Genomic DNA, 26,586 nt, shown 5'->3' on the forward strand with positions numbered 1-26,586 from the left:
CGGGCGAGCGGAATGCGGGAGGCGGGCGTACCGTTCAACTGAAGGCGGTGTCTCCCGGAGACCCGCCCCCAGCACTTCCCTCGACCCGCAGGAGACATCATGGCAACCGTCGAGCTCACCGCTCAGAACATCGAGTCCCAGATCACCGAGAACGACATCGTCTTCGTCGACTTCTGGGCGGAATGGTGCGGCCCGTGCCGCATGTTCGGCCCGGTCTTCGAGAAGGCGTCGCAGGAGCACACCGACGTCGTGTTCGGCAAGGTCGACACCGAGGCCGAGCAGGCCCTCGCGGCCTCGGCCGGCATCACCTCCATCCCGACGCTGATGGCGTTCCGCGACGGCATCCTGGTGTTCTCCCAGCCCGGCGCACTGCCCGCGCCGACCTTCGAAGACCTCATCGGCCAGGTGAAGTCCCTCGACATGGACGCGGTGCGCGCGTCGATCGCCGAGGCCAAGGCCGCCGAGCCCGCCCCGGAGGCGTAAGCCCCGACGAACTGACAGAACACGCCGTCTCGCGCATGAGCGAGACGGCGTGTTCTGCCAGGTGGATGACTCCGCTCAGAACCCCGTCGGCATCGTCACCCTGTACGGCTCCTCGAGCGCGCGCACCTCGTCGTCGGTCAGTTCCAGGTGCACGGCCGCGACCGCGTCCGGGAGGTGGTGCGGCTTCGTCGCTCCGACGATCGGCGCGTCCACGACGGGGTTGCGCAGCACCCAGGCCAGCGCGACCTGCGCCATCGGGACGCCGCGCGCCTCGGCCACGCGCTGCACGGCCTCGGCGATGGGCCGGTCGTGCTCCTCGGTGTAGCGCGCCTGCAGCGGGTCGGTCTCCGCGCGCAGCGTCTGCTCGCCCCACGGCCTGGTCAGCCGGCCTTTCGCGAGCGGGCTCCACGGGAGGCTGCCGACCCCTTGGTCCGCCAGCAGCGGGAACATCTCGCGCTCCTCCTCGCGCATCATCAGGCTGTACTGGTCCTGCATGGTCACGAACCGGGTCCAGCCGCCGAGGTCCGCCGCGTGCTGGAGCTTCGCGAACTGCCACGCCCACATCGACGAGGCGCCGATGTAGCGCGCCTTGCCGACCTTGACCACGTCGTGCAGTGCCTCCATCGTCTCCTCGACCGGCGTCTGCGGGTCGAAGCGGTGGATCTGATACAGGTCCACGAAGTCCGTGTCCAGGCGTTTCAGCGACGCGTCGATCTGCTCGAGGATCGCCCGGCGGGACAGGCCCGCGCCGCCGGGGCCGTCGTGCATCCTGAAGTTCACCTTCGTCGCCAGCACCACGTCCTCGCGCTTCGTGTACTCGCGGACGGCGCGGCCGACGATCTCCTCCGAGCTGCCGATGCCGTAGATGTTCGCCGTGTCCCAGAAGGTGATGCCGGCCTCCACGGCCTGCCGGAAGATCGGGGCAGCGCCCTCGTCGTCCAGCGCCCAGTCGTTGAAACCGCGCGACGTGTCGCCGAAGCTCATGCAGCCCAGCGCTATGCGGCTGACCGTGAGGCCCGTCGACCCCAGTCGGGTGTATTCCATCGTTCGTTCTCCTCTCCGCCTCGACGTTACGCGCTGGTCGGAGCGAGAGGGGAGGTACTGCGAGCACCGCGAACGGCCTACCATCGCGGCATGACCGATGCGAGAGAGAACTGGCCGGAGACGCCCTCCGGCGAACCCATCGACACCGACGCCCTCGCGGAGGGCGAAGGCGGCGGCCCGTACGACGCCGACGGCGTCTTCGAGCCAGAGGACGACGCGGCCGCGGACGACGAGGACGACCCCGGCGTCTGACCCGTCCGGAAGCTGTGCGCTCCCGTTCACCTGAATGCTCTTGTCCCCCGGCCTTGTACCCCACTAGGGTCTAGTCCAAGGAGCCAGTCCCGAACAGGCGGATGCGATGTCAGGCGCGCCTCCGCACGGTACGGGACCGGCTGCACAACTGGGGAGGGGTGCAGCGTGACGACCTACGAGACGCCGATCGGGAACGCGCCGAAACCGGGCCAGGACATCCATCTCGTGAGATGGATCCGGTCAGCGGACGGCTGGAGCAGCGAGACCGTGCTCTGCACCTACCTGGCGGGGACGCCCTCGCACTGGGTGGTCGAGCGGCACGGCGAGCGGGTGAGCCTCGACCGCGCCGAGTGGGCGCAGTTCGCCTTCTGACCGCGGACGGCAGGGCGGCAGCGCGTCGGTGCTCGGTCGGGCGCGGTCCGGGCGCGGCTCACAGCCCCGCGCGCGCCGCCAGCAGCTCCACCGCCACGCGCCAGTCGCGCGCCGGGATGCCGTCGCCGGTCTCCTCCTCGCCCGGAGGACGGGCGACGAAGGCGGGCCACGGGTCGCCAGGGATGTGCGACTCCTCGACGAGCCCGAGGTAGTCGCCGCCGAAGTAGACCTCCCAGGCGGCGGTCGCCGTCGGGCTGTACATCAGGGTGAGCGGGAGCGTGCCGTAGGTGTAAACGGCGTGCTGGTGGGCCAGTTCCTTCCCCGTCATGTCCGCCTCCACGTCCCGGCCCTCCATCTCTAGTCCGAAGCGTAAGCGCGTCGGGCCTTCCGCGGAAGGGATTGCTACGCGACGAAACGGCCGTCGCCCTCGTCGCCCGCGTCGTGGGTCGCCGCGACCGCCTCGGCGACGACGTCGCGCATCCGTCCGTGCCGGGCGAGGGCGCTCCGCTGCCGGCCGGCTCCGCCTCCGCTGCGCAGGATCCGGTCCACCCCGCTGCGCACCAGCTCCAGGTCGCCGTAGACCTCCAGCGCCCGCGACGTGTGCCGGAGCAGGGCGTCGAGCGCGGCGACCGCCGTGCCCTCCCGTCCCGTCACCGGATGAGGGAGCGTGCCGCCGACCCCGGTCAGCGCCGCCTGCCACTCGGCCAGCCGCAGGGCTGCGGAGGGTGTCGGCAGCGGCGGGACGCCCGAGCGCCACTCGCCGACGGCGGTGTCGACGAGGGCGCGCACCAGAGCGGCCAGCACCACCGTGTCGCGCGCGTCGAGGCAGACGTCGGCGACGCGCACCTCCACGGTCGGCTGCTTGTGGGAGACCCGCGCGTCCAGGTAGAGCATCGCCTTGTCGAGGATGACGCCGGTCTCCACCAGCAGCCTCTCGAAACGGTCGTAGGCCTCCACCGACCCGAACACGTCGGTCGGCCCGGCGCTCTGCCACTGGTGCCAGGCGACGAACCGGTAACTGGCGTGCCCGGTGTCCACCCCGCCGAAGAACGGCGAGTTGGCCGTCAGGGCGAGCAGGGCCGGCAGCCAGGTGCGGATGCGGTCGAGGACGGCGACGCCCTCCTCGCGGGAGTGGATGGCGACGTGCACGTGGCAGCCGCAGACCAGCGTCCCCTTCGCGGTGAGCCCGTACCTGACCATCATCTCGTCGTAGCGCGGGCCCGGTGTGGGGTGCGGGCGCAGCGGCAGGGGCGACATCGCGAGCGCCACGGCCCGGGCGCCGTGCCGGCGGGCGAGCGTGTCGGCGAGCGAACGGCCTTCGACGATGTCGGCGTACAGCTCGTCCGTGGTGAGCCGCGGGAGCGTCTGAGTCTCGATCATCTCCTGCTGGATCTCGGCGCCGAGCCGCAGCTCGGTGCCGGCGGGGGCGTCCGCCAGCGCGTACGGGGCGACCGGAGTCGCGAGCCCGCGTTCATCGACCAAGAGGAGTTCTTCCTCCACCCCGAAAGTCCTCACGGTAACCACTATGTGTGAGGGGTCCTCAGGGAGCAATACCCCGAAGTCCGTGAATCCGCCCAGTGCGGCTCAGGCGCGCCGGGCGACGGGACGCTCCAGCACCTGCCCCGGCCACTCGCCCACCAGGAACGTCTCGGTGCGCGTGTACCCGCACGACTCGTAGAACCGCACCAGGTCGTCCGTCCCGCCGGCGTAGCAGTCGACGCGGAGCTTCCCGACGCCCGCGGCGAGCGCCTCCTCGTGGGCGAACTCCAGCAGGCGCCGGCCCGTCCCCTTCGCCCGCGGGTCCCGTGAGCCGATCAGGACGCGCACGTACAGTTCGGGCTCGGTCGCGGCCGGCACGTACTCGGTCGCCTCCCCGAGCGCGAGGAAGCCGACGACGCCCGCCTCCGGGTGCTCGGCGACCCAGGAGCCGGGCTCGGCGACCCAGCCGCGCACGCGGGCCACCTGCTCCGGGCGCTCGGAGAAGGGTGTGGTCCCCCACTGCCCGGTGTTGCCGATCGTGACGAACCACGCGATCGCGTCGTCGAACAGGCGGAGCACGGCGTCGGCGTCGTCGGGCCGCGCCGGGCGGATGGAGGTCATGCTCCCATCCTGCTGCACGCGTCGCCGCCCTCAGGGGATGGCACACATCCACGGCATGGCACAGACTCACGGCATGGCAGCGTCCTTCCCCGATCTCGCCGCGGCCTGGAGCCGCGCGCTGTCAGGCGAACGCGCGCCGATCGAGGCCGCGCTCGCGCAGGACAGCCGGCTCCCCGGCCCACGGGCCAACCTGGAGCTGGCGGCACGGTTCGCTGAGACCGTCGCCGCGACTCCGCACGACGCGCGCGCATCCGGGATGGCGGTGCTGACCGATTGGCTGGCGACCCCGCCCCGCGTGGCCGGGCGGCTCCCCGCCGGCACGGAGGAGTTCCTGCCGTCGTGCGCGGCACTCGCGGCCGGTGCTGTGGCGGCCCGTGCGGCGGCGGGCGGCGACGCGCTTCCCGGCGACGCCCTCGGCCTCCTCACGACGGCCGCCCGCGACGACCGCTGGCGCGTCCGTGAGCTCGCGTCGACGGGGATGCAGCGGGTTCTCGCCGTGGACTGGCCTTCCGGCATGAGCCACGTCCGAGTCTGGCTGCACTCGGCCGAGCCGCTGCCGATGCGCGCCGCGGTGGCCGCCGTCGCCGAGCCGCCCCTGCTCCGTGACGCACAGCACGCGGCCGACGCCGTGGCGGTCGTCCGGGAGGCCGTCGACGCGCTGCTCGCCCGTCCAGCAGCGGAGCGCACGGAGGAGGCGCGCATCCTCCGAAAGGCCCTCGGCTATGCGATCAGCGTGGTCGCCGCCGCCGACCCTGCCGCGGGTCTGCCGCTGCTGGAACGCCTCGCCGCCTCGGCCGATCCGGACGCGCGTTGGATCGCTCGCGAGAACCTCGGGAAGGCGCGCCTGAAGCCGTTCGCCGAGCGTCTCGCGCCGGTGAGGGAGGCGGTCGGCCTGGCTCCGGCCTAGCGCGCCAGCGCCTGCTCGACGTCGGCCAGCAGGTCGGCGACGTCCTCGATGCCCACGGACAGCCGGATCACGTTGTCCGGGACCTCCAGCTCGGTGCCGCGCACCGACGCGTGGGTCATCTCCGACGGGTAACCGATGAGCGACTCCACCCCGCCGAGCGACTCCGCGAGCTGGAACACCTCGGTCGACTCCGCGAACCTCCGGGCGGCGGCCGCTCCCCCGCTGAGCGCGACGGAGAGCATGCCGCCGAAGCCGCTCATCTGCCGGGCGGCGAGGTCGTGCCCGGGGTGGTCCGGGAGGCCGGGGTAGTACACCGCGTCGATCCCGGGACGGCCGACCAGCGCCTCCGCGATGGCCTGCGCATTCTCGCTGTGCCGCTTCATGCGCACGTCGAGCGTCTTGATGCCGCGGACGGTGAGCCACGCGTCCATCGGCGCCGACACCGCGCCGGCCGCGAACTGGATGAACTGCGCCTTCTCGGCGAGCTCGGCGTCGGCGAAGACCAGCGCGCCGCCGATCACGTCGGAGTGGCCGCCGAGGTACTTGGTGGTGGAGTGCACCACCACGTCCGCGCCGAACGACAGCGGCTGCTGGAGGGCCGGCGACGCGAAGGTGTTGTCGACGACGACGAGCGCACCGGCGGCGTGACCGAGCTCCACGAGCGCGGCAAGGTCGCTGATCTTCATCAGGGGGTTGCTCGGGGTCTCGATCCACAGCACGCGGGTGCCGTCGGTCCCGAGCGCGGCGCGGACCGCGTCCAGGTCGCCGAGGTCCACCGTCGTGTTGCGCACGTCCCAGGCGCCGTGGATGCGGTTGATCAGCCGGTGCGTGCCGCCGTAGACGTCGTTGCCGAGCACCACGTGGTCGCCCGGGCGCAGCACCGCGCGCAGCAGGGCGTCCTCCGCCGCGAGACCCGACGCGAACGACAGCGCGCTCACGCCGCCCTCCAGGGAGGCGAGCAGCGACTCGAGCGAGGTGCGCGTCGGGTTGCCCGCGCGGCCGTACTCGTAGCCGCCCCGGAGGCCGCCGACGCCGTCCTGCACGAACGTCGAGGTCTGGTAGATCGGCGGGATGATGGCGCCGGTGGTCGGGTCGAACTCCTGGCCGACGTGGATGGCGCGCGTGGCGAAACCGTGGGTCATCGGGATCCTTACTTCGATGCGGTGGCTGAAAGGTCGAGCGATTATTCGCTCAGGTACGTGAGCAGGTCCTGCCGGGTCAGCACGGCGACCGGCTTGCCGTCCTCCGTGACGAGGAGCGCGTTCGCGACGGCGAGCGCCGCCCGTGCCGCGGTCACCGACTCGTTGACGCCGATCAGCGGCAGCGGCTCGCCCAGGTGCGCCCCGATGGGGTCGTTCATCTTGGCGCGCCCGCCGAACACGTCGTCGACCAGCGAGCGCTCGTCCAGTGCTCCGGCGACCTCGCCCATGACCACCGGCGGCTCCGCCGTCAGCACGGGGAGCTGCGAGACACCGTACGTGTTCATGATCTCGATGGCGTCGTGCACGGTGTCGGACGGGTGCGCGTGCACGAGGTCCGGGAGGTCGCCGCGCTTGGTGCGGATGACGTCGTGCACGGTGGCCTCGTCCGGGACCTCGCTGAAGCCGTAGGAGCGCATCCACTTGTCGTTGAAGATCTTCGCCAGGTAGCCGCGGCCGCCGTCCGGGAGGATGACCACGACGATGTCGTCGGCGGTGAGGTCCTTCGCGGCGCGCAGGGCGGCCACCACGGCCATGCCGCTGGAGCCGCCGACGAGGATGCCCTCCTCGCGGGCGAGCCGCCTGGTCATGTGGAACGAGTCGGCGTCGCTGACCGGGATGACCTCGTCCACCACGCTCGGGTCATAGGCGCCGGGCCAGAAGTCCTCGCCGACGCCCTCCACGAGGTACGGCCGGCCGGTGCCGCCGGAGTAGACCGAGCCCTCCGGGTCGGCGCCGACGATGCGGACGCGGCCCTCGGAGACCTCCTTGAGGTAGCGGCCCGTGCCCGTGATCGTGCCGCCGGTGCCGACGCCCGCCACCAGGTGGGTGATCCGGCCGTCGGTGTCGCGCCAGATCTCGGGGCCGGTGGTCTCGTAGTGGCTGCGCGGGCCGTTCGGGTTGAAGTACTGGTTGGGCTTGAACGCCCCGGGGATCTCCGCCGCCAGCCGGTCGGACACCGAGTAGTAGGAGTCCGGGTGATCCGGGGGCACCGAGGTGGGCGTCACCACGATCTCCGCGCCGTAGGCCGTGAGGACGTTGCGCTTGTCCTCGCCCACCTTGTCCGGCAGCACGAACACGCAGCGGTAGCCGCGCTGCTGGGCGACGAGGGCCAGGCCCACGCCGGTGTTGCCACTCGTCGGCTCCACGATGGTCCCGCCGGGCTTGAGCAGCCCTTCGGCCTCCGCCGCGTCCAGGATGCGGGAGGCGATGCGGTCCTTCGACGAACCTCCGGGGTTCAGGTACTCGAGTTTGACGAGCACCGTCGCCGCGATTCCGTCGGTCAGCCTGTTGAGCTTCACGAGCGGAGTGTCGCCGACCAAGTCGATGATGGTCTCTGCGTACTTCACGCCGTCCACCGTAACAGGGCGGTCCGGACGCCGCCGCCGTATTACCCTGCTCCTTCGCGCTGCGGGTCGCCGCCTAGACTTCCAGCATGCCGGTGTCCGATCTCTCGCCCGTGGCTCAGGACTACCTGAAACTGATCTGGTCGGCGACCGAGTGGGCGGCCGACCCGATCACGGTCAAGCAGCTCTCGGAGCGGATGGGCGTGCGCGCCGCGACGGTGTCCGACGGCATCCGGAGGCTCGCCGACCAGGGCCTGGTCGTCCACGAGCCGTACGGGGCGATCGAGCTCACCGACGACGGCCGCCGAGGCGCGCTCGCGATGGTGCGCAGGCACCGGCTGATCGAGACCTTCCTGGTCGAGGAGCTCGGCTACGGCTGGGACGAGGTGCACGACGAGGCGGAGGTGCTGGAGCACGCGGTCTCGGACGTGCTGGTCGACCGCATCGACCGGCGGCTCGGCTACCCGGCGCGCGACCCGCACGGCGACCCCATCCCGACCGCGGACGGCACGCCGCGGCGACCGGAGGCCGTCCCACTGCTGACCGCTCCCCCCGGCATCCCGCTCGGCGTCGTGCGCATCTCGGACGCCGACCCGGCGGTCCTCCGCTACCTCGGCGAGCGCGGCGTCCGCCTGGACGCGGTGCTGACCGTGGACGAGCACCGCGCGTTCGCCGGCGACGTGACCGTGCACGTGGGCGACGCGGCTGTCGTGCTCGGGGCCGCGGCGGCGGCCGCGGTGTGGGTTGCGGAGGCTGGAGCCTGAGCGCTCTCTACGGCACCACCGTGAGCACCACCAGCGCCAGGTTCAGCGCCACGACGAGCCCGGCGACCCCCCAGCCCACGACCCGCACCCAGCCGGCGTCCGTCCGCTCCCCCATCACCGCGCGCGACCCGGTCAGCCGCAGCAGCGGGATCATCGCGAACGGGATGCCGAGACTCAGGAACACCTGCGACATCACCAGTGCCCAGGTGGGGTCGATGCCGAGCGACAGGATGACCACCGCCGGGATGAGCGTGACGACGCGCCGGGCGAGCAGCGGCACCCGCACGCGCAGCAGCCCGCTCATGATCGTGGCGCCCGCGTAGCTGCCGACCGACGTCGACGCCAGCCCGGACGCCAGCAGCCCGACTGCGAAGATCACGCCGATGGCCGGGCCGAGCGCCGCGCTGATCGCCGCGTGCGCGCCCTCGATCGTGTCCGTCCCCGCGACTCCCGGCAGCGCCGACGCGGCGAGAAGCAGCATCGCGACGTTGACGGCCCCGGCGAGCACGAGCGCGAGCACGACGTCCAGCCGGGTGGCCCGCAGCAGCGTGCGCGTCCGCCCCTCGTCGGCGCCGGTGCCGTGCCGGTCGCGGGCGAGCGCGGAGTGCAGGTAGATCGCGTGCGGCATGACGGTCGCTCCGAGCATGCTCGCGGCCAGCAGCACCGTCGGCGCGCCGTCGAAGCGCGGAACCAGCCCCGCCGCCGCGGCCCTCCAGTCGACCGGGCTGACGAACAGCCCCGCCAGGAATCCCACGGCGATGACGCCGAGCAGCACCAGGATGACCGCCTCGAACGGCCGCTGCCCGCGCCGGGTCTGCACGGCCAGGAGGGCGATCGCCGCGACGCCGACGATCCCGCCGCCGAGCGGCAGCGGGAGGCCGAACAGCAGGTTCAGCGCGATGGCCCCGCCGATCACTTCGGCGATGTCGGTCGCGGCCGCGACGAGCTCAGCCTGCGCCCAGTACGCCCGCCGTGCCCCGGTGCCGAGCCGCGCGCCGAGCAGCTCCGGGAGGCTGCGGCCGGTGACGATCCCGAGCTTCGCCGACTGGTACTGCACAAAGACCGCGATGGCGTTGGCTGCCACGAGCACCCAGACCAGGAGGTAGCCGTAGCGCGCGCCCGCGGTCAGGTTGGCCGCGACGTTGCCCGGGTCGACGTACGCGATGGCGGCGACGAAGGCCGGCCCGAGCAGGAACCACAGGCGCAGGCGGGAGCGCGCAGGCCGCTCCGCGACCTCCACCGCCACTTTCGTCTGCCCTGACTCCATTGTTAGCCCAGCCTAACAATGGGTGCGAGCCACGTAAAGACGTCGAGCAGGTCGCGTCAGTCGGGGTCGAGGACCGCCGTTTCGGTCTGCTCCCGGTACAGGCGCGCGTAGATGCCGCCGAGGTCGAGCAGCTCGCGGTGCGTCCCGCGCTCGACCACCTGGCCGTGGTCGATGACGAAGATGACGTCCGCGGCGACGATGGTCGACAGCCGGTGCGCGATCGCGATGGTCGTGCGCCCGCTGGAGGCCGTGTCCAGCGCCTGCTGCACCACCCGCTCCGAGATGGTGTCGAGGGCGCTCGTCGCCTCGTCGAGGATGAGCACCTCGGGGTCCTTCAGCAGCACGCGCGCGATCGCGATGCGCTGCTTCTCGCCGCCGGACAGCCGGTAGCCGCGCTCGCCCACGATCGTGTCGTAGCCGTCCGGGAACGAGACGATCGTCTCGTGGATGTTTGCCCGCTTCGCCGCGGCCTCCAGTTCGGCCTGCGTCGCGTCCGGCCGCGCGTAGCGGAGGTTCTCGGCGATGGAGGCGTGGAACAGGTAGGTCTCCTGACTGACCACGCCGATGTGCGAGACCAGCGACTCCTGCTGCAGCCCGCGCAGGTCGGTGTCGCCGAACAGGATGCGCCCGGAGGTGGTGTCGTAGAAGCGCGGGATGAGGTAGCTCACCGTGGTCTTGCCGGCGCCGCTCGGCCCGACGAACGCGGCGAACTCGCCCGGCTCGATCACGAACGACACGTCGTCCAGGGTGTTGCGCTCCCCCGGCCGCGCGTCCGGGTACCGGAACACCACGTGGTCGAACTCGATGCGGCCGAGGTCGCGGCCCGGGTCGACCGGCACCGCGTCGGGCCGGTCGGCGATGGCCGGCTTCAGGTCGAGGTACTCGAAGATCCGGGCGAACAGGGCGCCGGAGGTCTGCAGGTCGAGCGCCACCCGCATGAGCGCGAGCAGCGGGAAGAGCAGCCGCGCCTGGACGGTCGTGAAGGCGACGATCGTGCCCGCGGTGATGTCCGCCGCGCCGCCGAGGATGAGCCAGCCGGAGACCAGGTAGACGATCGCCGGGATGGAGGACAGGAAGATGTTCACCATCGCGAAGAACCACTGCCCGCTCATCGACTGCGACACCTGCAGCCGGATCTGGGTGCGGTTCTCGTCCGAGTAGCGCTCCGTCTCCGCCTGCTGCCGGTTGAAGCTCTTCGACAGCAGGATGCCGGACACGCTCAGCGTCTCCTGCGTGATCGCGGTCATGTCCGACAGCGACTCCTGCGTCCGGGTGGCGATCCGCGCCCGCACCTGGCCGACCCGGCGCTGGGCGATCACCAGGATGGGCATCAGGATGACCGCGACCACGGTGAGCTGCCAGTTGAGCAGCAGCATCGCCACGAGCGCGGCGATCACCGTCACCGTGTTGCCGAGGATGCTCGACATCGTGTTGGTGAGCACGTTCGCGACGCCGCCGACATCGTTCTGCAGTCGCGACTGGATGATGCCGGTCTTGGTCTTGGTGAAGAAGCTCAGCTCCATCGACTGCAGGTGCGAGAACAGCCGGACCCGCAGCGCGCCCATCACCTTGTTGCCGACCGAGGCGGTCAGGTAGGTCTGCCAGACACCGAGCAGCGCGGAGCCCACGAACACGACGATCATCACCACGACGATCTCGATCAGCACCGGCATGTCCGGCTTGCCGGACTTCGGGAAGAGCCCGTCGTCGAAGGCGCGCTGGGTGAGCAGCGGCGGGACGACGGACAGCGCGGCGCCGATCAGCACCAGCACCATCGTCGTGATGATCGCGGCCTTGTGCGCGGAGAACAGCGACACGATCCGGCGGAACAGGTGCGGGATGCGTGGGGCCTCCGCGTTCAGGGCCCGCTGCGCCGCGGCGTCGCCGCCGCTGACGCGCGAGCGCATGGGACCGCCGCCACCGCCCATGCCGCGCATTCCGCTCACACGGAAAGCCTAGTTCGCGTCCGGGAGCCCTGACGCCGGGCGCGTTAAGCCCTCGGAGGAACGCCCGGAAAGCCCGTGAGGCCCCTGGGGGTGGGAGGGGAAGGCGCGGGAAAGAAAAGGAGGCGGGTGAAAGGCCCCATGCCCTGTCACCCGCCTCCGGTCCGGTGTCAGCCGGTCACGCCGCGTCGAGCGCCGCGGCCTCGGCCGACTGTGCCCTCCGCACCCACTGCGAGCGCAGCAGGAACAGGCCGGCGACGACCGCCGCGGCGGCGATCAGCATCGGGGTCACGCTGTCGAAGCCGGTCGAGGCGAGTGCGCCGCCGCCCAGCAGGGCTCCGCCGCCGCCGAGGGGGCCGAAAGGGTTTCCGTTTCCGTACATGTCGTTTTCTCCGTGGTTCGCGGGTCGAGGGTGAGGGTTCAGGCCGCGTGGGGCAGCACGGAGGCCGACCGCTCGGCGATCCGGATGGTCGCCTGCGCGATCAGCTCGCCGGCGCGACCGTCGCCGTACGGCGACGGCGTTGCGGCCAGCCGGGCGGCGAGCCCGGGCTCGGCGAGGACCTCCGCCGCCACCGCCGCGATGTCCTCCCCCGGCACGACCAGCCGGGCGAAGCCGGCGTCGACGGACTCCGGGCGCTCGGTGGAACGGCGGACGACGAGGAGCGGCTTCTTCAGGACCGTGACCTCCTCCTGCACGCCGCCGGAGTCGGAGACGAGGAGGTCGGCCGCGCTCGCGAGGGCCAGGAAGTCGCCGTGGCCGAGCCCGCGGCGCACGTCGAACGCGTCGAGCAGTCCGGCGAGCCCCCACCGCGTGGCCGCCGCCTCGGTGCGGGGATGCAGGGAGAGGATCACGTCGGCGTCGATGCGGCGCAGCCCGTCGAGGGCACGGCGGAGCGCCGCCGGGTCGTCGGTGTTCTCTGGACGGTGGATCGTGGCGAGCACGACCGGCCGGCCGGACTCCGCACGCGCGGCCGGGACAGCGGCGGCGAGGGAGTCGATGGTCGCCTCGACGACGGTGTTGCCAGTGAGCGCGATCCGCTCGGCGGGCACGCCCTCCCGGAGCAGGTTGTCCCGGTTGTCGATCGTGGCGGCGCAGTGCAGCTCGGCGAGAGCGCAGACCACCAGGCGGTTGAGCTCCTCGGGCATCGCCCGGTCGTAGGAGCGCAGCCCGGCCTCCACGTGCACCACGGGGATGTCGAGGTAACTGGCGGCCTGCGCGCCGACGGAGGTCGAGTTGGTGTCGCCCTGCACGATCACGGTCGCCGGGCGGTGCGCGCGGAAGTGGGCGGTGAGCTCGGCGATGCCCTCCGCGATCTGCTCGGGACGGCCCTTGCCGCTCATGGCCGTGAGCTGCACGTCCGGCTCGCCGATTCCGAGGCCGGCGAAGAACTGGCCCGCCATGCTGTCGTCCCAGTGCTGCCCGGTGTGGATGACGCGGGCCCGGGGGCCGAGGGCGCGGACGACGCTGGCGAGCTTGATGATCTCAGGCCGCGTGCCGAGGACGACGGCGATATCGCCGAGGGAGGCGGACGGGCGGGCGGCGGAGGTGAGGCCGGTGGAGGTGGGGCGGGTGGACTGCGGACGGGTGGACCGGGGCATGGTGTGTTCCTTCACGGGTGGGTGGTGCGCGGGTGGCGCCCTGGCCGTCGACCGGGTGTCGACGGCCAGGGCTGTGCAGCGGGGAGGGGCGCTTACTTCTTCGCGGCCCGCTTGCGACGGCCGATCACGACACCGGTCGCGCCGAGCAGACCGAAGCCGGCCAGCCCCAGCAGCACCGGGATCTCCGGCGTTTCGATGAGGACCGTCACGTCGGCGGTCTCGCCGGCCGAGGTGACCGTCAGGTCGTTCTGGCCCTCGGCCAGGCCGGTCGCGGTCAGCGTCCAGGTGCCGTCGGCGCCCACCGTGGTGTCCTTCGGACCGGTCGGCGTGGTCACCGTGACGGTGGCGCCGGGGGCGCCGGTGCCCGAGAGCACCGCGGACTTCGCGTCGTCGTCCTTGGAGTCGACCTGCGCGGTCAGCGGGGTCGCGGGCGGCGCGTCGATGGTCACCGGGAGCTCGACCTTCGAGGTGATGGTCGCGCCCTTCTCGTCCTTCGCCGGCTGGGACACCGTGAGGTCGTTGCGGCCCTCGGCGAGGCCGTCCACCGCGAGCGACCAGGTGCCGTCCGAGCCGACGGTGGCGGTCTTCGCGCCGCCCGGCGCATCCACGGTCACGGTCGCGCCCGGCTCGCCCTTGCCGCCGATCGTCGCCGTCTTGGCGTCGTCGTCCTGGGCGGTGACGGTCGCGGTGACGGGCTGGATCTCACGGGCGAGGTCCAGGAAGAGACCCCCGCCCTGCGGAGTCATCGCGGTGGAGACCACCGGCCCCCCGGTCTTCACAGTCTTGTACTCGTAGCCGATCGTCACCGAGGAGACGGAGCCGGGAAGCTGGACGGTCGCACCGAAGCCCGCGTTCTGCTTCGCGCCGACCAGACGGGAGGCGTCCAGCGTGAGGGCGTTGCCCTGGAACTTCGCGCCATCGCCCGTGACCGCGCCGACGAGGGACGCAGCGGGAGCGAGCTTCTCGTTGACCTGCACGATCCGCGGCTCGAGGTATCCCTTCGTCTCCGCACCATCGGAGAGCTCACGCCCCCAACCGAAGCTGTAGAGCTTGATGATCGGATCGGTCACCGGCGAGTCGAAGACGAGGGTCTCGGAGAGCGTGTCGCAGGTCTTGACGGTGCCGAGCGGCGCGACGGCCGGCATGCAGCCCTCCGGCACTTCGGCCTTGATGAGCTGGCTGGCGCCCGCCCCGGAGAGGGTGAGTCCCTTCGGGGAACTCGCACTGACGTTGCCCGAGTAGGGCGCGAGCAGCGGGGCCGAGGTGGAGGAGAAGTCACCGGTGAGCGGGACGATGCCGTTGGTGGCCGGGTCGGCCGCCTGGGCGGCGAGCGGCGTCAGCAGGGTGACCGCCGCGGTGGCGACGATCGCGCCGGCGCCGGCGAAGAGTGTGCGGGTGGTTCGCATGGAGGGTTCCTTTCAGGTGCTGAGGGTGTTCAGCGCGGGTGGAGCCCGGCGGGTGACCGGGAGCTTCCGGATGAGTGCCGCAGCGGAGTGCGACGATTCGATTCTTCCGACTGAAATCTGGCGTTGCGGGTGTGGGATATGGCGATGAGTAGTGCATGAGCGTTCAGCGTGGGGAGCGTTCGCGGACGCGAAGAAGCCCCGGCCGTCGTACCCGTGGACGATCGACCGGGGCTTCCCGGGTCGGCCCCCACCCGTAGGGGCCGGTGCCGGCGGCGGCACCCGGAGCACACCGCCGGAACTCTGCTCAGCTCGTCCGCGAGACGAGCTGTCCTGCCTCGACCGTCTCCGCGTTGCGGATGGTCTTGGCCCAGGCGGTCTGCCGGCGGACGAGCTGGATGACGGCCCGCCAGGCGACCACATAGATCAGATAGACGTAGACGAGGTAGCCGAACCCCCAGCCCGCCGCGGTGCGGAGGTCGGCCTCCCGCTCGCAGCGCTGGCGGTAGAGGAAGCCCCAGATCGCGAACTCGCCGACGCCGATCACGACGTAGACCGCCAGCAGCCAGGCGCCGCCGTGGGCGAGGTAGTCCATCAGGCCGGCGGGATTCGTGACCGTGTTGACGATCATCGCGATGACCGGGATCGGGTAGAAGATCGTGCCGAGCACCTGCACCCAGGGCTGCGTCAGGAAGTAGGTGAGCTCCATCGCGCCGAGGTTGCCGAGCCGCGAACTGCCCCAGATCTTCGGGATGTAGCGGAAGCACTGCATGGTGCCCTGCGACCAGCGGGCGCGCTGGACGATGTAGCGGCGGAGAGAGTAGAGCGCCTCCTGGTCGACCCAGGCCGCGGTCGTGTACGCGTTCTTCCAGCCGCCGAGCAGGAAGTGCAGGCCGAGCTCGAAGTCCTCCAGGAGCGACCCGCGCCAGGGGCCCTCGCCCTCGGCGATGTCGTCGAGCGCGGAGAGCCGGGTGAGCTGGCCGTTGCCGCCGACGTTGACGGTGCCGGTGTAGCGGCGGCTCATCTGGATGGCGGAGATCGGGCCGCGGAACTCCAGGTCCTGCATCCGCACGAAGGTGCGGGCGAGGAGGTTCGCGAACCGGCCGCGGCCCTCCAGCGGCGTCGTCACGACGCGGTTGGACATCCGCACCTCGACCTGCACGGCGCCGATCCTCTCCGAACCGAACAGCTCGGGGCCGGCAGCGACCTCCAGCAGGTTGGCGGAGGGCCGGCCGTCGGCGTCCACGACGGCCAGGATGGTCGTCGCGCGGCGCTCGGCGGGGATGGTCTCCCGGATGATCGACCAGGCGTGGTTGAGGGCGTGCGCCTTGCCCGTGCGGGCGTTCGGCCGGCGGCGCTGGATCAGCTCGACGCCGCCCAGGTCCGCGGCGGCGCGCCGCACGATGTCGGCCGTGGCGTCCTCGGAGTCGTCGTCGATGACCCAGACGGTGGCCTCCGGGAAGGTCTCGCGGAGGTAGCCGACGGTCTCGCCGATCACGGCCTCCTCGTCGCGGCAGGGCACCACGAAGTGCCACTCGAAGGCAGCGGGGTCGCCGTGCTCGTCCGGCGTGCGGCGCAGGAACGGAAGGATGATCGTGACGACATAGCCGAGGAAGACCGTGCCGGCGACCAGCGAGAAGATGATCGAGATGTCGAGGAGGAGCTGGTGGCTCACGCGGTCACCGCCTGTCCCCTGCGACCGCGGGACGCGATCCAGAGCATTCCGGCGGTGCTGAGCAGCAGGCCGGCGAGCACGATGACCGAGCCGACCAGCGTGTGGCCCCAGCCGAATCCGCTGACGCCGTCGTCGAGCGTCATCGCGGCGATGACCACGACGCGGGCCGTGTTCACGGCCTCCAGCAGCACCACGCCGACCGCGACGGCCAGCAGCGCCCGCAGCACGCTGATCCGGCCGGCCGACAGCAGCGCCGCGGCGATGAGGAGGAACGGAACGAGCAGCAGCACGATGCTGCAGGCGAGGCCGACGGTCATCGAGAAGAGCAGGGGGCCGCCGGCGCCGATCGTGAGGGTCGCGTGCTCGCCGAGGACGGCGGAGGCGCCGAGCACGGCCGGGATGGCGTGCGCGAAGACCTGGGCCTCGAACTGGATGGCCCGGTCGAGCAGGACGACGAGCGCGACGGCCACGCCGGCGAGCAGCGCCGCGAGGACGAGCTGCGGGGCGGACGCGCGACGCGTGCGCGGCCGGGTCGGTGGGCTGACGGGTGCGGGTGAGGTGTCTGACATGGCGTGCTCCTGCCGGGTGGCTGTCCTCCCGACCGGGTGAGTGGGAGTACGTCGATGGAACCAGCCGGAATGTCAGGGTGCGGGGGCCGCCGAGCACGTTGAGTGCCGCGTGAGCGTCCCCCGCCGAGCCGCTCAGAGGTCGGGGTTCCACTCGTCGCGGAGTTGCCGCCGGTTCGAGTACCCGAGCTTCTTGAGCAGGCGGTGCATGTGGTTCTCGATCGTCCGCACGCTCACGAACAGCCGGTGCGCCATGTCGCGGTTGCTGAGGCCGGCCTTCGCCAGGATGGCGACCTCCCGCTCCCGGTCCGAGAGGAGCTCCCCGCCGCGGTCCTGGTCGAAGCGCGGCCGGTGGTCGCCGATCAGCTCCGCGCGACCCTCGTCGTCGAGCGGCTCCTGTCCGGCCGCAGCGCGCAGCCGGTCGATCGCGTCGACCGCCGCCGCGGCGAGCTGCGGGGCGATCAGCTCGCCGGAGCGGTCGAGGGCGGTGACGATCTGCCGCTCGTCGCCGGTGCCCATCGCCACCTTCACGTCGAACACCGCGTGGTGGAGCGGGCTGTCGATGCGGTCCATCACCGCGGAGATCTCGGCCGCCTGCTCCAGCGTCACGGCGGTCAGGTCGGTCCAGAACATGCACGCCGTCGCCAGGTGGCCGAGGGCCGCCTCCGCCGCCCCGGCCTCCCAGAGGAGCGCGTCGCAGGCGGTGAGGTCGCCCTCGGCGCGCAGGATCGCGGCACGGGCGAGCTCCGCGCGGGAGGGGTGCGGCGGCAGGTGGAGCGTGCCGGTGCGCTCGCCCTCGGCCAACAGAGCCGCGGCCAGTTCCAGGTCGCCGAGCTGGGCCTGGATGATCGCGCCGAGCAGCAGCAGCGGAGGCTGTGGGACGGCGAACGGTCCGCCGCTGCCCAGCCTCAGACCGGTGCTCAGCGCACGCCAGGCGGCCTCGAACCGGCCGCGCTGGACGAGGGTCTGCGCGACGCCGAGCGCGTGGAACTGGAAGCCGAGCGGGCTGAGCTGGTCGTAGGCGTGCTCGGCGCAGCGCCGCGACCACTCCTCCGCGTCCTCCAGTCTGCCGAGCGCGAGCAGCGCCTCGGTGCGCAGGAAGTCGAGGTGGATGGAGGCGAGGGTGCCCTCCTCCAGGCCGTTGCGGGTGTCGATCCGCTCCAGCGCGTCCTCGGGGCTCCCGGCCTCCAGCAGGAGCGCGACGCCGAGCAGTGTCGACCAGGTGTGCTCGTAATCGCTCGTCCCCGGCGCGCTCAGCCGCGCGATGAGCTCGGAGGTGAGCGGCACGCCGTCGCTGTGCAGACGGAACGTCTCGTGCACCTTCCGCACGAACGACGCCTTCGCGCCGAGACGCGCGCCGAGGCCGTCCAGCCAGCCGGGGATCCGGTCGTCGGCTCCGGTCCAGGTCAGCCACTGCAACTCGTACAACGAGAACTGGAGGCGGGCGGTGACCGAGTCCCTGTCGCCGAACCGCGTCTCGGCGAAGATGCGGCCGAGCGTCTCGGCAGGGCGCTGGACGGTCAGCGTGCGGAAGTACGCGCAGGCGTTCTCGACCGTCGGGAGCTCGGTCCACAGCGCGCGGGCCGCCGCCTCGCGCACGGCCACCCGCTCCTTCACCTGTCCGGCGAACTCCGCCGACCAGCGCCAGTAGTCGTCGCTGTCCAGCCCGCTCACCACGAACGGGTCGATGGCGCTGTGCTCCCGGTCGGGCACGAAGTCGGCGCCGAACGTGCGCTCCACGGTCTCGACCAGGCGGTAGCGCCGCTCGGGGGTGAGCTGCTCGCGCAACCCGCGGGACAGCGCGGGCGGGCTGACCCTGGCGTCGTGGCCGACCTCCGCGTGGCTCCACGACAGGCGCCCGCGCTGGTTCAGGCTGAGCAGGATCGCCGGGTCCACGAGCCGGTCGAGCTCGCGCGGCGGCAGCGGGCCCGCCCAGGCCAGCAGCTCCAGGGCGCTCTGCTCCTCCGGGCTGAGCCGCCCGGTGAACGCGTGGACGACGGAGGCGGCGGAGGCCTCCTCGAGCGCGCCGACCTCCGACCAGAGCCCGTCGCGCTGGCCGATCGCCCCCGACGCGACCGCGACGTCGACGAGGGCGGCCGCGGCGCGCGGATTGCTGCCGGAGTGCGCGCTCAGCGAGACGATCAGCTCGGCGTCCGGGCGGCCGCGCAGGCGGGCGGCGACGAACCGGGACATCGCCTCGAACGACAGCGGCGGCACGGCGACATCCGCCGGCGCGCGCTCGGCGAGCAGGTCGGCGAACGGGCGCGGCACTCCCCCGATCGCCACCGAGCGGCGCCCGGCCGTCGCCACGAGCCTGGCCCCGGTGCGGTCGAGGACGGCGCGGAGCGCCGCGATGGCCAGCACCTCCAGCGCATCCAGGTCGTCCACCAGGAGCCGGCTCCTCGGCCCGTTCAGCTCCTCGGCGAACGCGGCGACGAGCCGCCCGGCCGACGCGCCGTCCCACCCGTCGAGCGGGACCGTCGTGGCGGCGAACGGCGCGAGCGGATCGGCGGCGGAGCCGAGGCGTCCCGGCACCACCACGGCGTCGTTCCCGCGCTTGCGCAGCGCCCCGGCGAGCTGCGACAGGCACCAGGTCTTGCCCGACCCGTCGTCGCCGACGAGGAGGACGTCCCTGCCCTGCGCGAGCAGCGTCAGTGCGGCGTCGATCGTGGATTCCGGCATGGAGCACCCCGTTTCAGTCCAGCGCATGATACTCCACGGTCAGACGTCGTGCGCCACACATCACGAACCGCGGTCCCGACCCCCGTCCGCGGGCGGAACAGCCGTGACCGAATCGCAATGCAAGCGCTTGACGTAAACGCTTGCACAGAGTGATCCGTCGGAGTACCTTGAGCCCGGGCGCACCCGCGCCTGCACCAAGAGCACCAGAGCACCACTAGCTCAACGAGGAGTGAAATGAAAGCAGCACGTCTCGCCGTGATCGCAGGGGTCGCCATCGCTGGCCTCGCCCTTGCGGGATGCACCGGCGGCGGTTCAGGATCGGGCGGAAGCGCGGGCGGGGACGCCGGCGCGAACCTCGACAGCAAAGGCCCCATCACCTACGTGCAGGGCAAGGACAACTCCAACGTCGTCCGACCCCTGGTGGACAAGTGGAACGCAGCACACCCCAGCGAGAAGGTCACCTTCAAGGAGCAGACCGACCAGGCCGACCAGCAGCACGACGACCTCGTGCAGCACTTCCAGGCCAAGGACCCGAACTACGACGTCGTCGATGTCGACGTGGTGTGGACGGGTGAGTTCGCCGCGAAGGGCTGGCTGCAGCCGCTGACCGGCAACTTCAAGATGGACAACTCGAAGCTGCTGGCCCCGACGGTCAAGTCGGGCACCTACAACGGCACGCAGTACGCGGCGCCGCAGACCTCCGACGGCGGCATCCTGTACTACCGCAAGGACCTGGTCCCGGCCGCGCCCAAGACCTGGGATGAGATGCTCAAGGACTGCGACATCGCCAAGGCGAAGGGCATCGGCTGCTACGCCGGTCAGTTCGCCCAGTACGAGGGTCTGACGGTGAACGTGGCCGAGGCCATCAACACCAACGGCGGCACCATCGTCGGCGACGACGGCAAGACCGTCACCGTCGACAGCTCGCAGGCCAACGCGGGTCTGACCCGCCTGGTGGACGGCTTCAAGAACGGCCAGATCCCGGCCGAGGCCATCACCTACCAGGAGGAGCAGGGCCGCCAGGCGTTCGAAGCCGGCAAGCTGATGTTCCTGCGCAACTGGCCGTACGTCTACAACCTGGCCAAGACCGACGGCTCGTCCACGGTGAAGGACACCTTCGGCATCGCGCCGCTGCCGGGCGTCTCCGCCGACAAGCCGGGCGTCTCCAGCCTGGGCGGTCACAACGCCGCGATCAGCGTCTACAGCAAGCACAAGGCGACCGCGTTCGCCTTCCTGCAGTTCCTTCAGAGCGAAGAGACCCAGAAGTTCTTCGTGACGCAGGGCTCGCTCGCTCCGGTGCTGTCCTCGCTGTACAGCGACCCGGGCCTGAACAGCCAGCTGCCCTACCTGTCCACCCTGAAGACGTCGATCGAGAACGCGGTCCCGCGTCCCGTGTCGCCGTTCTACCCGGCCATCACCAAGGCCGTTCAGGACAACGCCTACGCCGCCCTGAAGGGCGACAAGTCGGTCGACCAGGCGCTGAAGGACATGTCGGCTGCCATCAAGACCGCGAGCGCGGGCCAGTAGAGCCCATCACGGTCGCCGGGCGGCGGGACCTCTCCCGCCGCCCGGCTCCCCACACTTCCCGCTTTCCTCCCGGAGGCAGCACATGTCAACGTCGAACGTCGTCGCCCCCTCAGCAACGAAGAACAGGCCGCCTGAGCAGCGCGCAGGCATCAAGCACACCCGCCGCCAGCAGAGCCGCTGGGCCCTCTACCTGATCCTCCCCACGATCGTCCTGCTCGCCGTTGTGATCGGCTACCCGATCGTGAGCGCCATCGTGATGTCCTTCCAGAAGGATGCGGGCCTCGATCCCGCGACCGGCCTGTTCGTGCAGGGCGGCTTCGCCGGCTTCCAGAACTACGCCCACTGGCTGTTCCAGCAGTGCGCCGGCCCGAACGGGACCACGGTCTCGTGCCCGCCCGGCAACCTCGGCGCCACCTTCTGGAGCGCCGTCGGGGTCACCTTCTTCTTCACGGTCACCACCGTGATCCTGGAGACCGTCCTCGGCCTCTGGTTCGCGCTCATCATGAACCGCGCCTTCCGCGGCCGCGGCTTCGTCCGCGCGGCCATCCTGATCCCGTGGGCGATCCCCACCGCCGTCACCGCGAAGCTGTGGTTCTTCATCTTCTCGGTCGCCGGTGTCGCCAACGCCGTGCTCAGCACGCACATCCTCTGGACGAGCGATGAATGGGCGTCCCGGTTCGCGGTCATCATCGCCGACACCTGGAAGACGACGCCGTTCATGGCGCTGCTCATCCTGGCCGGCCTCCAGATCATCCCGGAGGACGTCTACGAGGCGGCGAAGATGGACGGCGCGAGCACCTGGCAGCGGTTCTGGCGCGTCACGATGCCCCTGCTGAAGCCGGCGCTGATGGTCGCGATCCTCTTCCGCGTGCTCGACGCGCTCCGCATCTACGACCTCCCGCAGATCCTCACGGGCGGCGGCGGAGGCACCGGCCATGCGACGACCACACTGTCGATCCTCGTGGTCGATCAGATCAGGCAGGGCTTCAACAGCGCTGCCGCCCTCTCCACCATCACGTTCATCCTGATCTTCCTGGTCGCGTTCATCTTCGTGCGGTTCCTCGGCACGAACGTGGTCCGAACGCAGGAGACGCAAGCGAAGGGAGCAAAGTGATGACCACCGTCGCCGGCCCCGCATCGGCCACCGCGGAGGCGAACGCCCTCCCCCGGACCCGCACGAAGAACCGCACCAAGCAGCGCAACAGGAACCAGAGCATCCGCACCGGAATCCAGGCGCTCGTGGTCGTGCTCTGGTGTCTGCTCCCGTTCTACTGGATGGTCGTCACCTCGTTCCGCGAAGTCGGGTACACGAGTGACAACACCCCGTGGTTCACGCATGTGACGCTCGACAACTACGTGACGGCGCTCTCCACCAAGCTCGGGAACAACCTCCCCGGGGCGTTGCTGAACTCGCTCTTCATCGGCGTCTGCGTGACGCTGATCTCGCTCGTGGTCGGCATCTTCGCCTCGTACGCGCTCGCCCGCCTCGATTTCAAGTTCAAGGGCATCATCCTCGGCATCATCCTGGCCGCGTCCATGTTCCCGGGCGTCGCGCTCATCACCCCGCTGTTCCAGCTCTTCACGAACATCGGCTGGATGGGCACCTACCAGGCGCTGATCATCCCGGAGATCTCGTTCGCCCTCCCGCTGACCGTCTACACGCTCGTCTCGTTCTTCCGCGAGATGCCGTGGGACCTGGAGGAGGCCGCCCGGATCGACGGCTGCACCCAGGCGCAGGCGTTCCGCAAGATTATCCTGCCGCTGGCGGCGCCCGCCGTGTTCACGACCGCGATCCTGGCGTTCATCTCCTCGTGGAACGAGTTCCTGATCTCCAGCCAGCTCTCGAGCGACAAGACGCAGCCGGTGACGGTCGCCATCGCGTCGTTCACCGGGAGCCAGCCGCACCAGGAGCCGTACACGGCCATCATGGCCGCCGGTACGATCGTGACCGTCCCGCTCATCATCCTGGTGCTGATCTTCCAGCGCCGGATCGTCGCGGGCCTCACGGCCGGTGGAGTGAAGGGCTGAGCGGATGCGAAGGAACGACCCGAAGGAGTTCGTCGACCTCGGACTGGGGTTCGTCGGCTTCTTCGCGGTCGTCTTCGTGATCATCACCGCATCCTGCGAGCTCACCGGCCAGCCCGCGCTCACGTGGGCTCTGGTCTCGCTCGTGCTCGTGGTCGTCTTCATCCTCCTGCTGCAGGCGCGGCGCCGCATCGCGGCGGCGCGCCTGCGGGCGGAGGAGGCGCACGCGGGCCAGGACTCCTGACGGGGGCGGCATGGCAGGCATCGAGGAGGTCGCGCGCGCGACCGGGGTCTCGACCGCGACGGTGTCGCGCGCGCTCCGGGGTCTCCCGAACGTGTCCGACACGACGCGGGCCGCAGTCCGGCGCGCGGCGGACGAGCTCGGCTACGTCGCGTCCTCCAGCGCGTCTGGGCTCGCCAGCGGACGCACCCTGGCGCTCGGAGTGGTCGTGCCGTCGGTCAGCCGGTGGTTCTACACGCAGGTGCTGGAGGGCGTCGACGCGGAGCTGCGCTCGGCCAGCTACGACATGATCCTGTTCAATCTCGGCGGCCATCGCGGCGACCGGGAGCGGGTCTTCCACCGCAGCATCCTCCGCAAGCGCACGGACGCCCTCCTGGCCCTGTGCCTCGACTTCACCTCCGACGAGCGCGAGCAGCTCGCGTCGCTCGGGCACCCGACCATCGTGGTCGGCGGCCCGGTCAAGGGCCTGCGCAGCGTCGGCATCGACGAGAAGGCCACGGCCAAAGAGGCCACCAACCACCTCATCGGCCTCGGCCACACCGATATCGCCCACCTCGGCGGCGAAGACGAGGAAGGCCTGAACAGCAACGTGCCGGTCGGGAGGCTGCGCGGCTTCGAGAAGGCGATGCGGTCGGCGCACCTGCCGGTGCGGCCGGAGTGGGTCATCCCCGGCGGGTTCTCCCTGCCGGAGGGCCGCGCGGCGATGAACCGGCTGCTCGACCGGCCCGGTCCCCGCCCGACGGCCGTGTTCGCCGGCTCGGACGAGATGGCGATGGGCGCCATCCTCGCCGCGGGCGACCACGGCCTGCGCGTGCCGGACGACCTCTCCGTCATCGGCATCGACGACCACGACTTCTCGGCGTGCTTCGGGCTCACGACGATGGCGCAGAGCCCGTTCGAGCAAGGAGCGACGGCGACGCGCATCCTCCTCGACGAGCTGGCCGGCGGCGAGCCGCGGGCCGGATCGGTGCGCTCGTCCGCGCACCTGGTGGTGCGCACGTCGACGGCGCCGCCCCGCTGAACGCTGCGAGTTCGTACACACGGCGGCAGAATTCGCGGATTTGGGCGAATCCCTCCGGATATGAACGATCAGCGTCCGATCATCTGAAACAATGGGTCATGCGGCCGTTGGCCGATCGCGCCTTTCGGGTAGGCACGATCGACCGCCGACAGTCCGTCCGTACCGACGCTTCGGCGCGTACGGGAAGAGCCGCCCTGACTAGGACAGGGCGGCTCTTCGTCATTTGAACCGGTTCAGGGTTTACTGTCGCCGTTCCTGAGAACGGGGCTCGAGCGACGCGCTCAGGGCGAACCCGGCTCGGGCGACGCGCTCAGGCGGCGCGGCTCGATCAGTCCGCGTCGGCGAGAGCGAGCACTTCGGCCTCCTGCTCCAGCGTCTCGTGCGGGCCGTCGACGCGCTTGAGGTGTTTGTGGCCGAGCATCACCAGGGCGGCGGCGATCAGGACCGAGATCGCGCCGGCGTAGAACGGGGTGGACCGGGCGAACAGGCCGGCCAGCAGCGTGGCGGCCGGCGGGGCGATCGCGCCGCCGAGGAAGCGGACGCCGGAGTACGCGCTCGACGCGACCGAGCGCGGCAGGTCGGTGGCCTCCATCACGCACTCGGTCAGCACGGTGTTCAGGATGCCGAGCAGCAGACCGCCGACGATCACGCAGACGATCAGCGCGACCAGCGAGCCCACCAGCAGGCCGGCGGCGGCGAGATCGAGCGCCAGCAGCGGCATGATGAGCCAGAGCACGCGGGTCCGCGGCAGCCGGGACGTGAGCAGCGGCGCGACCCAGACCGAGGTGATCGCGAGCGCGACGCCCCAGCCGAAGAAGATCAGGCCGAGGGTGATCGCGTCCTTGACGCCGAGGTCGGCCAGCGCGAACGGCGTGTACGCCAGCAGGACGAAGAAGCCGATGTTGTAGAACAGCGCGGCCGCGGCGAGGAAGCCGAGCGCCGGCCGGCCGAGGGCGCGGAACGGGGCGGAGAGTTTCGTCGGGACGGGCTTCTCCGGGTTCTTCTTGAGCATCACCACGATGGCGATGAAACCGATGGCCATCAGCGTGGCGGTGCCGAAGAACGGCCCGCGCCAGCTCCAGCTCCCGAGCAGGCCGCCGAGCAGCGGGCCGATGGCGATGCCCAGGCCGAGCGCGGCCTCGTAGAGGATGATCGCCGCCGAGGTCCCGCCCGCCGCGGCGCCGACGATGGTCGCGAGCGCCGTCGAGATGAAGAGGGCGTTACCGAGACCCCAGCCGGCGCGGAAGCCGATGATCGACCACACGTTCTGCGACAGCCCCGCCGCGAGCGCGAACACCACGATCAGCGCCAGGCCGATCAGCAGGGTGCGCTTGGCGCCGATGCGGCTGGAGATCCAGCTCGTGAAGAACATCGCCACACCCGTGATCAGCAGGTAGCTCGTGAAGAGCATCTCGGTCTGCGTCGGGGTCGCCTGCAGGCTCGCGGCGATGGCCGGGAGGATCGGGTCGACGAGGCCGATGCCCATGAAGGCGATGACCGACGCGAACGCGACGGCCCAGACGGCGGTCGGCTGCTTGAGGATGTTGTCGGGCTTCTGATGGGACATGGACGGGTGAGGCCTCCTGAGTCTGTGGAGCGAGAAGAGTGAAAGGTGGGGTGAATACCTCAGCGGCCGTCGACGGCGGCCGAAGTCGCTGCGGACAGGTCGACGCGGGACGCGATGATCTCGACGGTGGCCTGCATGGCGGCCAGCTCGTCGTCGCGGAGGTCGGCGAACATCGGCACGAGGGCGGCGGAGAGGGTGTCCCGCCAGTCCTGGAGCGCCGCGGCGCCCTTCGGGGTGATCGCGATCTGCCAGGCGCGGGCGTCGTCGACGTCGGCGATGCGCTTGACCCACTCCGAGTCCACCAGGTTGCGCACCAGCTTGGTCATCGTCGGCTGGGAGACCCGGCTCTGGGACGCGAGCTCGCCAAGCCGCATCGCGCCGACCGACTGCAGCACGCTGAGGGTGCGCCAGGTCGCCGGGGACTCGGTGCTGCCCGTGACGCGCGCGGCCAGCCGGGCGAGGCGATGGCTCGCGACGACGAGGTCGCCGAGGGTGTGGCGGAGCTGGGCGGTGTCGAGCGGGGTGTGCAGTGTTTCGGTCACGGCCTCCATTATATATAGCTTGCCTATGTAAATCAAGCCGCGTCAGAATCTCACACATCAC

The 26,586-nt window shown here is 71.1% G+C and carries 26 protein-coding genes; 10 read left to right on the top strand and 16 right to left on the bottom strand.

Annotation, left to right across the window (positions count from 1 at the left end; all coding sequences use genetic code 11):
* Window positions 1-99 precede the first annotated feature (99 nt).
* Window positions 100-483, top strand: coding sequence for a thioredoxin (trxA, locus tag ABIA36_RS03985; RefSeq protein WP_369960971.1), 384 nt, complete (start codon window positions 100-102; stop codon window positions 481-483).
* Window positions 484-558: 75 nt separating this feature from the next.
* Here trxA and ABIA36_RS03990 read toward each other — a convergent pair whose 3' ends face one another.
* Window positions 559-1,527, bottom strand: a complete 969-nt coding sequence (locus tag ABIA36_RS03990) for an aldo/keto reductase (RefSeq protein ID WP_369960972.1) — start codon at window positions 1,525-1,527, stop codon at window positions 559-561.
* Between the two features lie 90 nt (window positions 1,528-1,617).
* Here ABIA36_RS03990 and ABIA36_RS03995 point away from each other — a divergent pair, with 90 nt between their 5' ends.
* Complete coding sequence (locus ABIA36_RS03995) at window positions 1,618-1,779, top strand: hypothetical protein (protein ID WP_369960973.1); 162 nt, start codon at window positions 1,618-1,620, stop codon at window positions 1,777-1,779.
* A gap of 165 nt (window positions 1,780-1,944) precedes the next feature.
* On the top strand, window positions 1,945-2,151 hold the full coding sequence (locus ABIA36_RS04000) for a hypothetical protein (RefSeq protein ID WP_179607925.1): 207 nt from the start codon (window positions 1,945-1,947) through the stop codon (window positions 2,149-2,151).
* A 58-nt stretch (window positions 2,152-2,209) separates the two neighbouring features.
* Here ABIA36_RS04000 and ABIA36_RS04005 read toward each other — a convergent pair whose 3' ends face one another.
* The 3 genes from ABIA36_RS04005 to ABIA36_RS04015 all read right to left on the bottom strand — a co-directional run bounded on the left by ABIA36_RS04005 (window position 2,210) and on the right by ABIA36_RS04015 (window position 4,251).
* Window positions 2,210-2,479 (bottom strand): hypothetical protein, encoded by a 270-nt coding sequence (locus ABIA36_RS04005; RefSeq protein WP_369960974.1) that lies wholly within the window; start codon window positions 2,477-2,479, stop codon window positions 2,210-2,212.
* A 74-nt stretch (window positions 2,480-2,553) separates the two neighbouring features.
* Window positions 2,554-3,666, bottom strand: coding sequence for a glutamate--cysteine ligase (locus ABIA36_RS04010; RefSeq protein ID WP_369960975.1), 1,113 nt, complete (start codon window positions 3,664-3,666; stop codon window positions 2,554-2,556).
* Between the two features lie 69 nt (window positions 3,667-3,735).
* Window positions 3,736-4,251, bottom strand: coding sequence for an N-acetyltransferase family protein (locus ABIA36_RS04015; RefSeq protein ID WP_369960976.1), 516 nt, complete (start codon window positions 4,249-4,251; stop codon window positions 3,736-3,738).
* Window positions 4,252-4,324: 73 nt separating this feature from the next.
* On the opposite strand from ABIA36_RS04015, the gene ABIA36_RS04020 reads away from it, so the two are divergent.
* Entirely contained in the window at window positions 4,325-5,158 is an 834-nt protein-coding gene (locus tag ABIA36_RS04020; RefSeq protein ID WP_369960977.1) for a hypothetical protein, read from the top strand.
* Here ABIA36_RS04020 and ABIA36_RS04025 read toward each other — a convergent pair.
* On the bottom strand, window positions 5,155-6,300 hold the full coding sequence (locus tag ABIA36_RS04025) for a cystathionine gamma-synthase (RefSeq protein ID WP_369960978.1): 1,146 nt from the start codon (window positions 6,298-6,300) through the stop codon (window positions 5,155-5,157). The genes ABIA36_RS04020 and ABIA36_RS04025 overlap by 4 nt on opposite strands.
* A 41-nt stretch (window positions 6,301-6,341) precedes the next feature.
* Window positions 6,342-7,706 (bottom strand): cystathionine beta-synthase, encoded by a 1,365-nt coding sequence (locus ABIA36_RS04030; protein ID WP_369960979.1) that lies wholly within the window; start codon window positions 7,704-7,706, stop codon window positions 6,342-6,344.
* 86 nt (window positions 7,707-7,792) lie between these two features.
* On the opposite strand from ABIA36_RS04030, the gene ABIA36_RS04035 reads away from it, so the two are divergent.
* Entirely contained in the window at window positions 7,793-8,467 is a 675-nt protein-coding gene (locus tag ABIA36_RS04035; protein ID WP_369960980.1) for a metal-dependent transcriptional regulator, read from the top strand.
* A 7-nt stretch (window positions 8,468-8,474) separates the two neighbouring features.
* On the opposite strand, the gene ABIA36_RS04040 is transcribed toward ABIA36_RS04035, so the two are convergent.
* The 8 genes from ABIA36_RS04040 to ABIA36_RS04075 form a co-directional block, all read right to left on the bottom strand.
* The gene (locus tag ABIA36_RS04040; RefSeq protein WP_369960981.1) at window positions 8,475-9,734 is read right to left on the bottom strand and encodes an Nramp family divalent metal transporter; all 1,260 of its coding nucleotides are present in this window, start codon (window positions 9,732-9,734) and stop codon (window positions 8,475-8,477) included.
* A 56-nt stretch (window positions 9,735-9,790) separates the two neighbouring features.
* Window positions 9,791-11,671, bottom strand: coding sequence for an ABC transporter ATP-binding protein (locus ABIA36_RS04045; RefSeq protein ID WP_369962075.1), 1,881 nt, complete (start codon window positions 11,669-11,671; stop codon window positions 9,791-9,793).
* Window positions 11,672-11,855: 184 nt separating this feature from the next.
* Entirely contained in the window at window positions 11,856-12,059 is a 204-nt protein-coding gene (locus ABIA36_RS04050) for a hypothetical protein (protein WP_369960982.1), read from the bottom strand.
* Between the two features lie 38 nt (window positions 12,060-12,097).
* Entirely contained in the window at window positions 12,098-13,276 is a 1,179-nt protein-coding gene (gene wecB, locus ABIA36_RS04055; RefSeq protein ID WP_369960983.1) for a non-hydrolyzing UDP-N-acetylglucosamine 2-epimerase, read from the bottom strand.
* Window positions 13,277-13,368: 92 nt separating this feature from the next.
* Entirely contained in the window at window positions 13,369-14,682 is a 1,314-nt protein-coding gene (locus tag ABIA36_RS04060) for a hypothetical protein (RefSeq protein ID WP_369960984.1), read from the bottom strand.
* A gap of 304 nt (window positions 14,683-14,986) precedes the next feature.
* Window positions 14,987-16,354, bottom strand: coding sequence for a glycosyltransferase family 2 protein (locus ABIA36_RS04065; RefSeq protein WP_369960985.1), 1,368 nt, complete (start codon window positions 16,352-16,354; stop codon window positions 14,987-14,989).
* Window positions 16,351-16,923: a hypothetical protein gene (locus ABIA36_RS04070; protein ID WP_369960986.1), complete on the bottom strand. Its 573-nt coding sequence runs from the start codon at window positions 16,921-16,923 to the stop codon at window positions 16,351-16,353. The genes ABIA36_RS04065 and ABIA36_RS04070 overlap by 4 nt, the downstream gene beginning before the upstream one ends.
* Before the next feature lie 132 nt (window positions 16,924-17,055).
* Window positions 17,056-19,602: a LuxR C-terminal-related transcriptional regulator gene (locus ABIA36_RS04075; protein WP_369960987.1), complete on the bottom strand. Its 2,547-nt coding sequence runs from the start codon at window positions 19,600-19,602 to the stop codon at window positions 17,056-17,058.
* A gap of 234 nt (window positions 19,603-19,836) precedes the next feature.
* On the opposite strand from ABIA36_RS04075, the gene ABIA36_RS04080 reads away from it, so the two are divergent.
* The 5 genes from ABIA36_RS04080 (at window position 19,837) to ABIA36_RS04100 (ending at window position 24,416) form a co-directional block, all read left to right on the top strand.
* Window positions 19,837-21,129, top strand: a complete 1,293-nt coding sequence (locus tag ABIA36_RS04080) for an ABC transporter substrate-binding protein (RefSeq protein WP_369960988.1) — start codon at window positions 19,837-19,839, stop codon at window positions 21,127-21,129.
* Window positions 21,130-21,211: 82 nt separating this feature from the next.
* A complete protein-coding gene (locus ABIA36_RS04085) occupies window positions 21,212-22,243 on the top strand; it encodes a carbohydrate ABC transporter permease (protein WP_369960989.1) in 1,032 nt (343 codons plus the stop codon).
* Complete coding sequence (locus ABIA36_RS04090; RefSeq protein WP_369960990.1) at window positions 22,243-23,157, top strand: carbohydrate ABC transporter permease; 915 nt, start codon at window positions 22,243-22,245, stop codon at window positions 23,155-23,157. The genes ABIA36_RS04085 and ABIA36_RS04090 overlap by 1 nt, the downstream gene beginning before the upstream one ends.
* A gap of 4 nt (window positions 23,158-23,161) precedes the next feature.
* Window positions 23,162-23,398: a hypothetical protein gene (locus ABIA36_RS04095; protein WP_369960991.1), complete on the top strand. Its 237-nt coding sequence runs from the start codon at window positions 23,162-23,164 to the stop codon at window positions 23,396-23,398.
* Between the two features lie 10 nt (window positions 23,399-23,408).
* Window positions 23,409-24,416, top strand: coding sequence for a LacI family DNA-binding transcriptional regulator (locus tag ABIA36_RS04100; RefSeq protein WP_369960992.1), 1,008 nt, complete (start codon window positions 23,409-23,411; stop codon window positions 24,414-24,416).
* Window positions 24,417-24,744: 328 nt separating this feature from the next.
* Here the strand turns inward: ABIA36_RS04100 and ABIA36_RS04105 are convergent, their stop codons facing one another.
* Complete coding sequence (locus ABIA36_RS04105) at window positions 24,745-25,983, bottom strand: MFS transporter (protein WP_369960993.1); 1,239 nt, start codon at window positions 25,981-25,983, stop codon at window positions 24,745-24,747.
* A 59-nt stretch (window positions 25,984-26,042) separates the two neighbouring features.
* Window positions 26,043-26,525, bottom strand: a complete 483-nt coding sequence (locus tag ABIA36_RS04110; protein WP_369960994.1) for a MarR family winged helix-turn-helix transcriptional regulator — start codon at window positions 26,523-26,525, stop codon at window positions 26,043-26,045.
* Window positions 26,526-26,586 lie beyond the last annotated feature (61 nt).

It is taken from the genome of Leifsonia sp. EB34 (assembly GCF_041260585.1).
GTDB lineage: Bacteria > Actinomycetota > Actinomycetes > Actinomycetales > Microbacteriaceae > Leifsonia.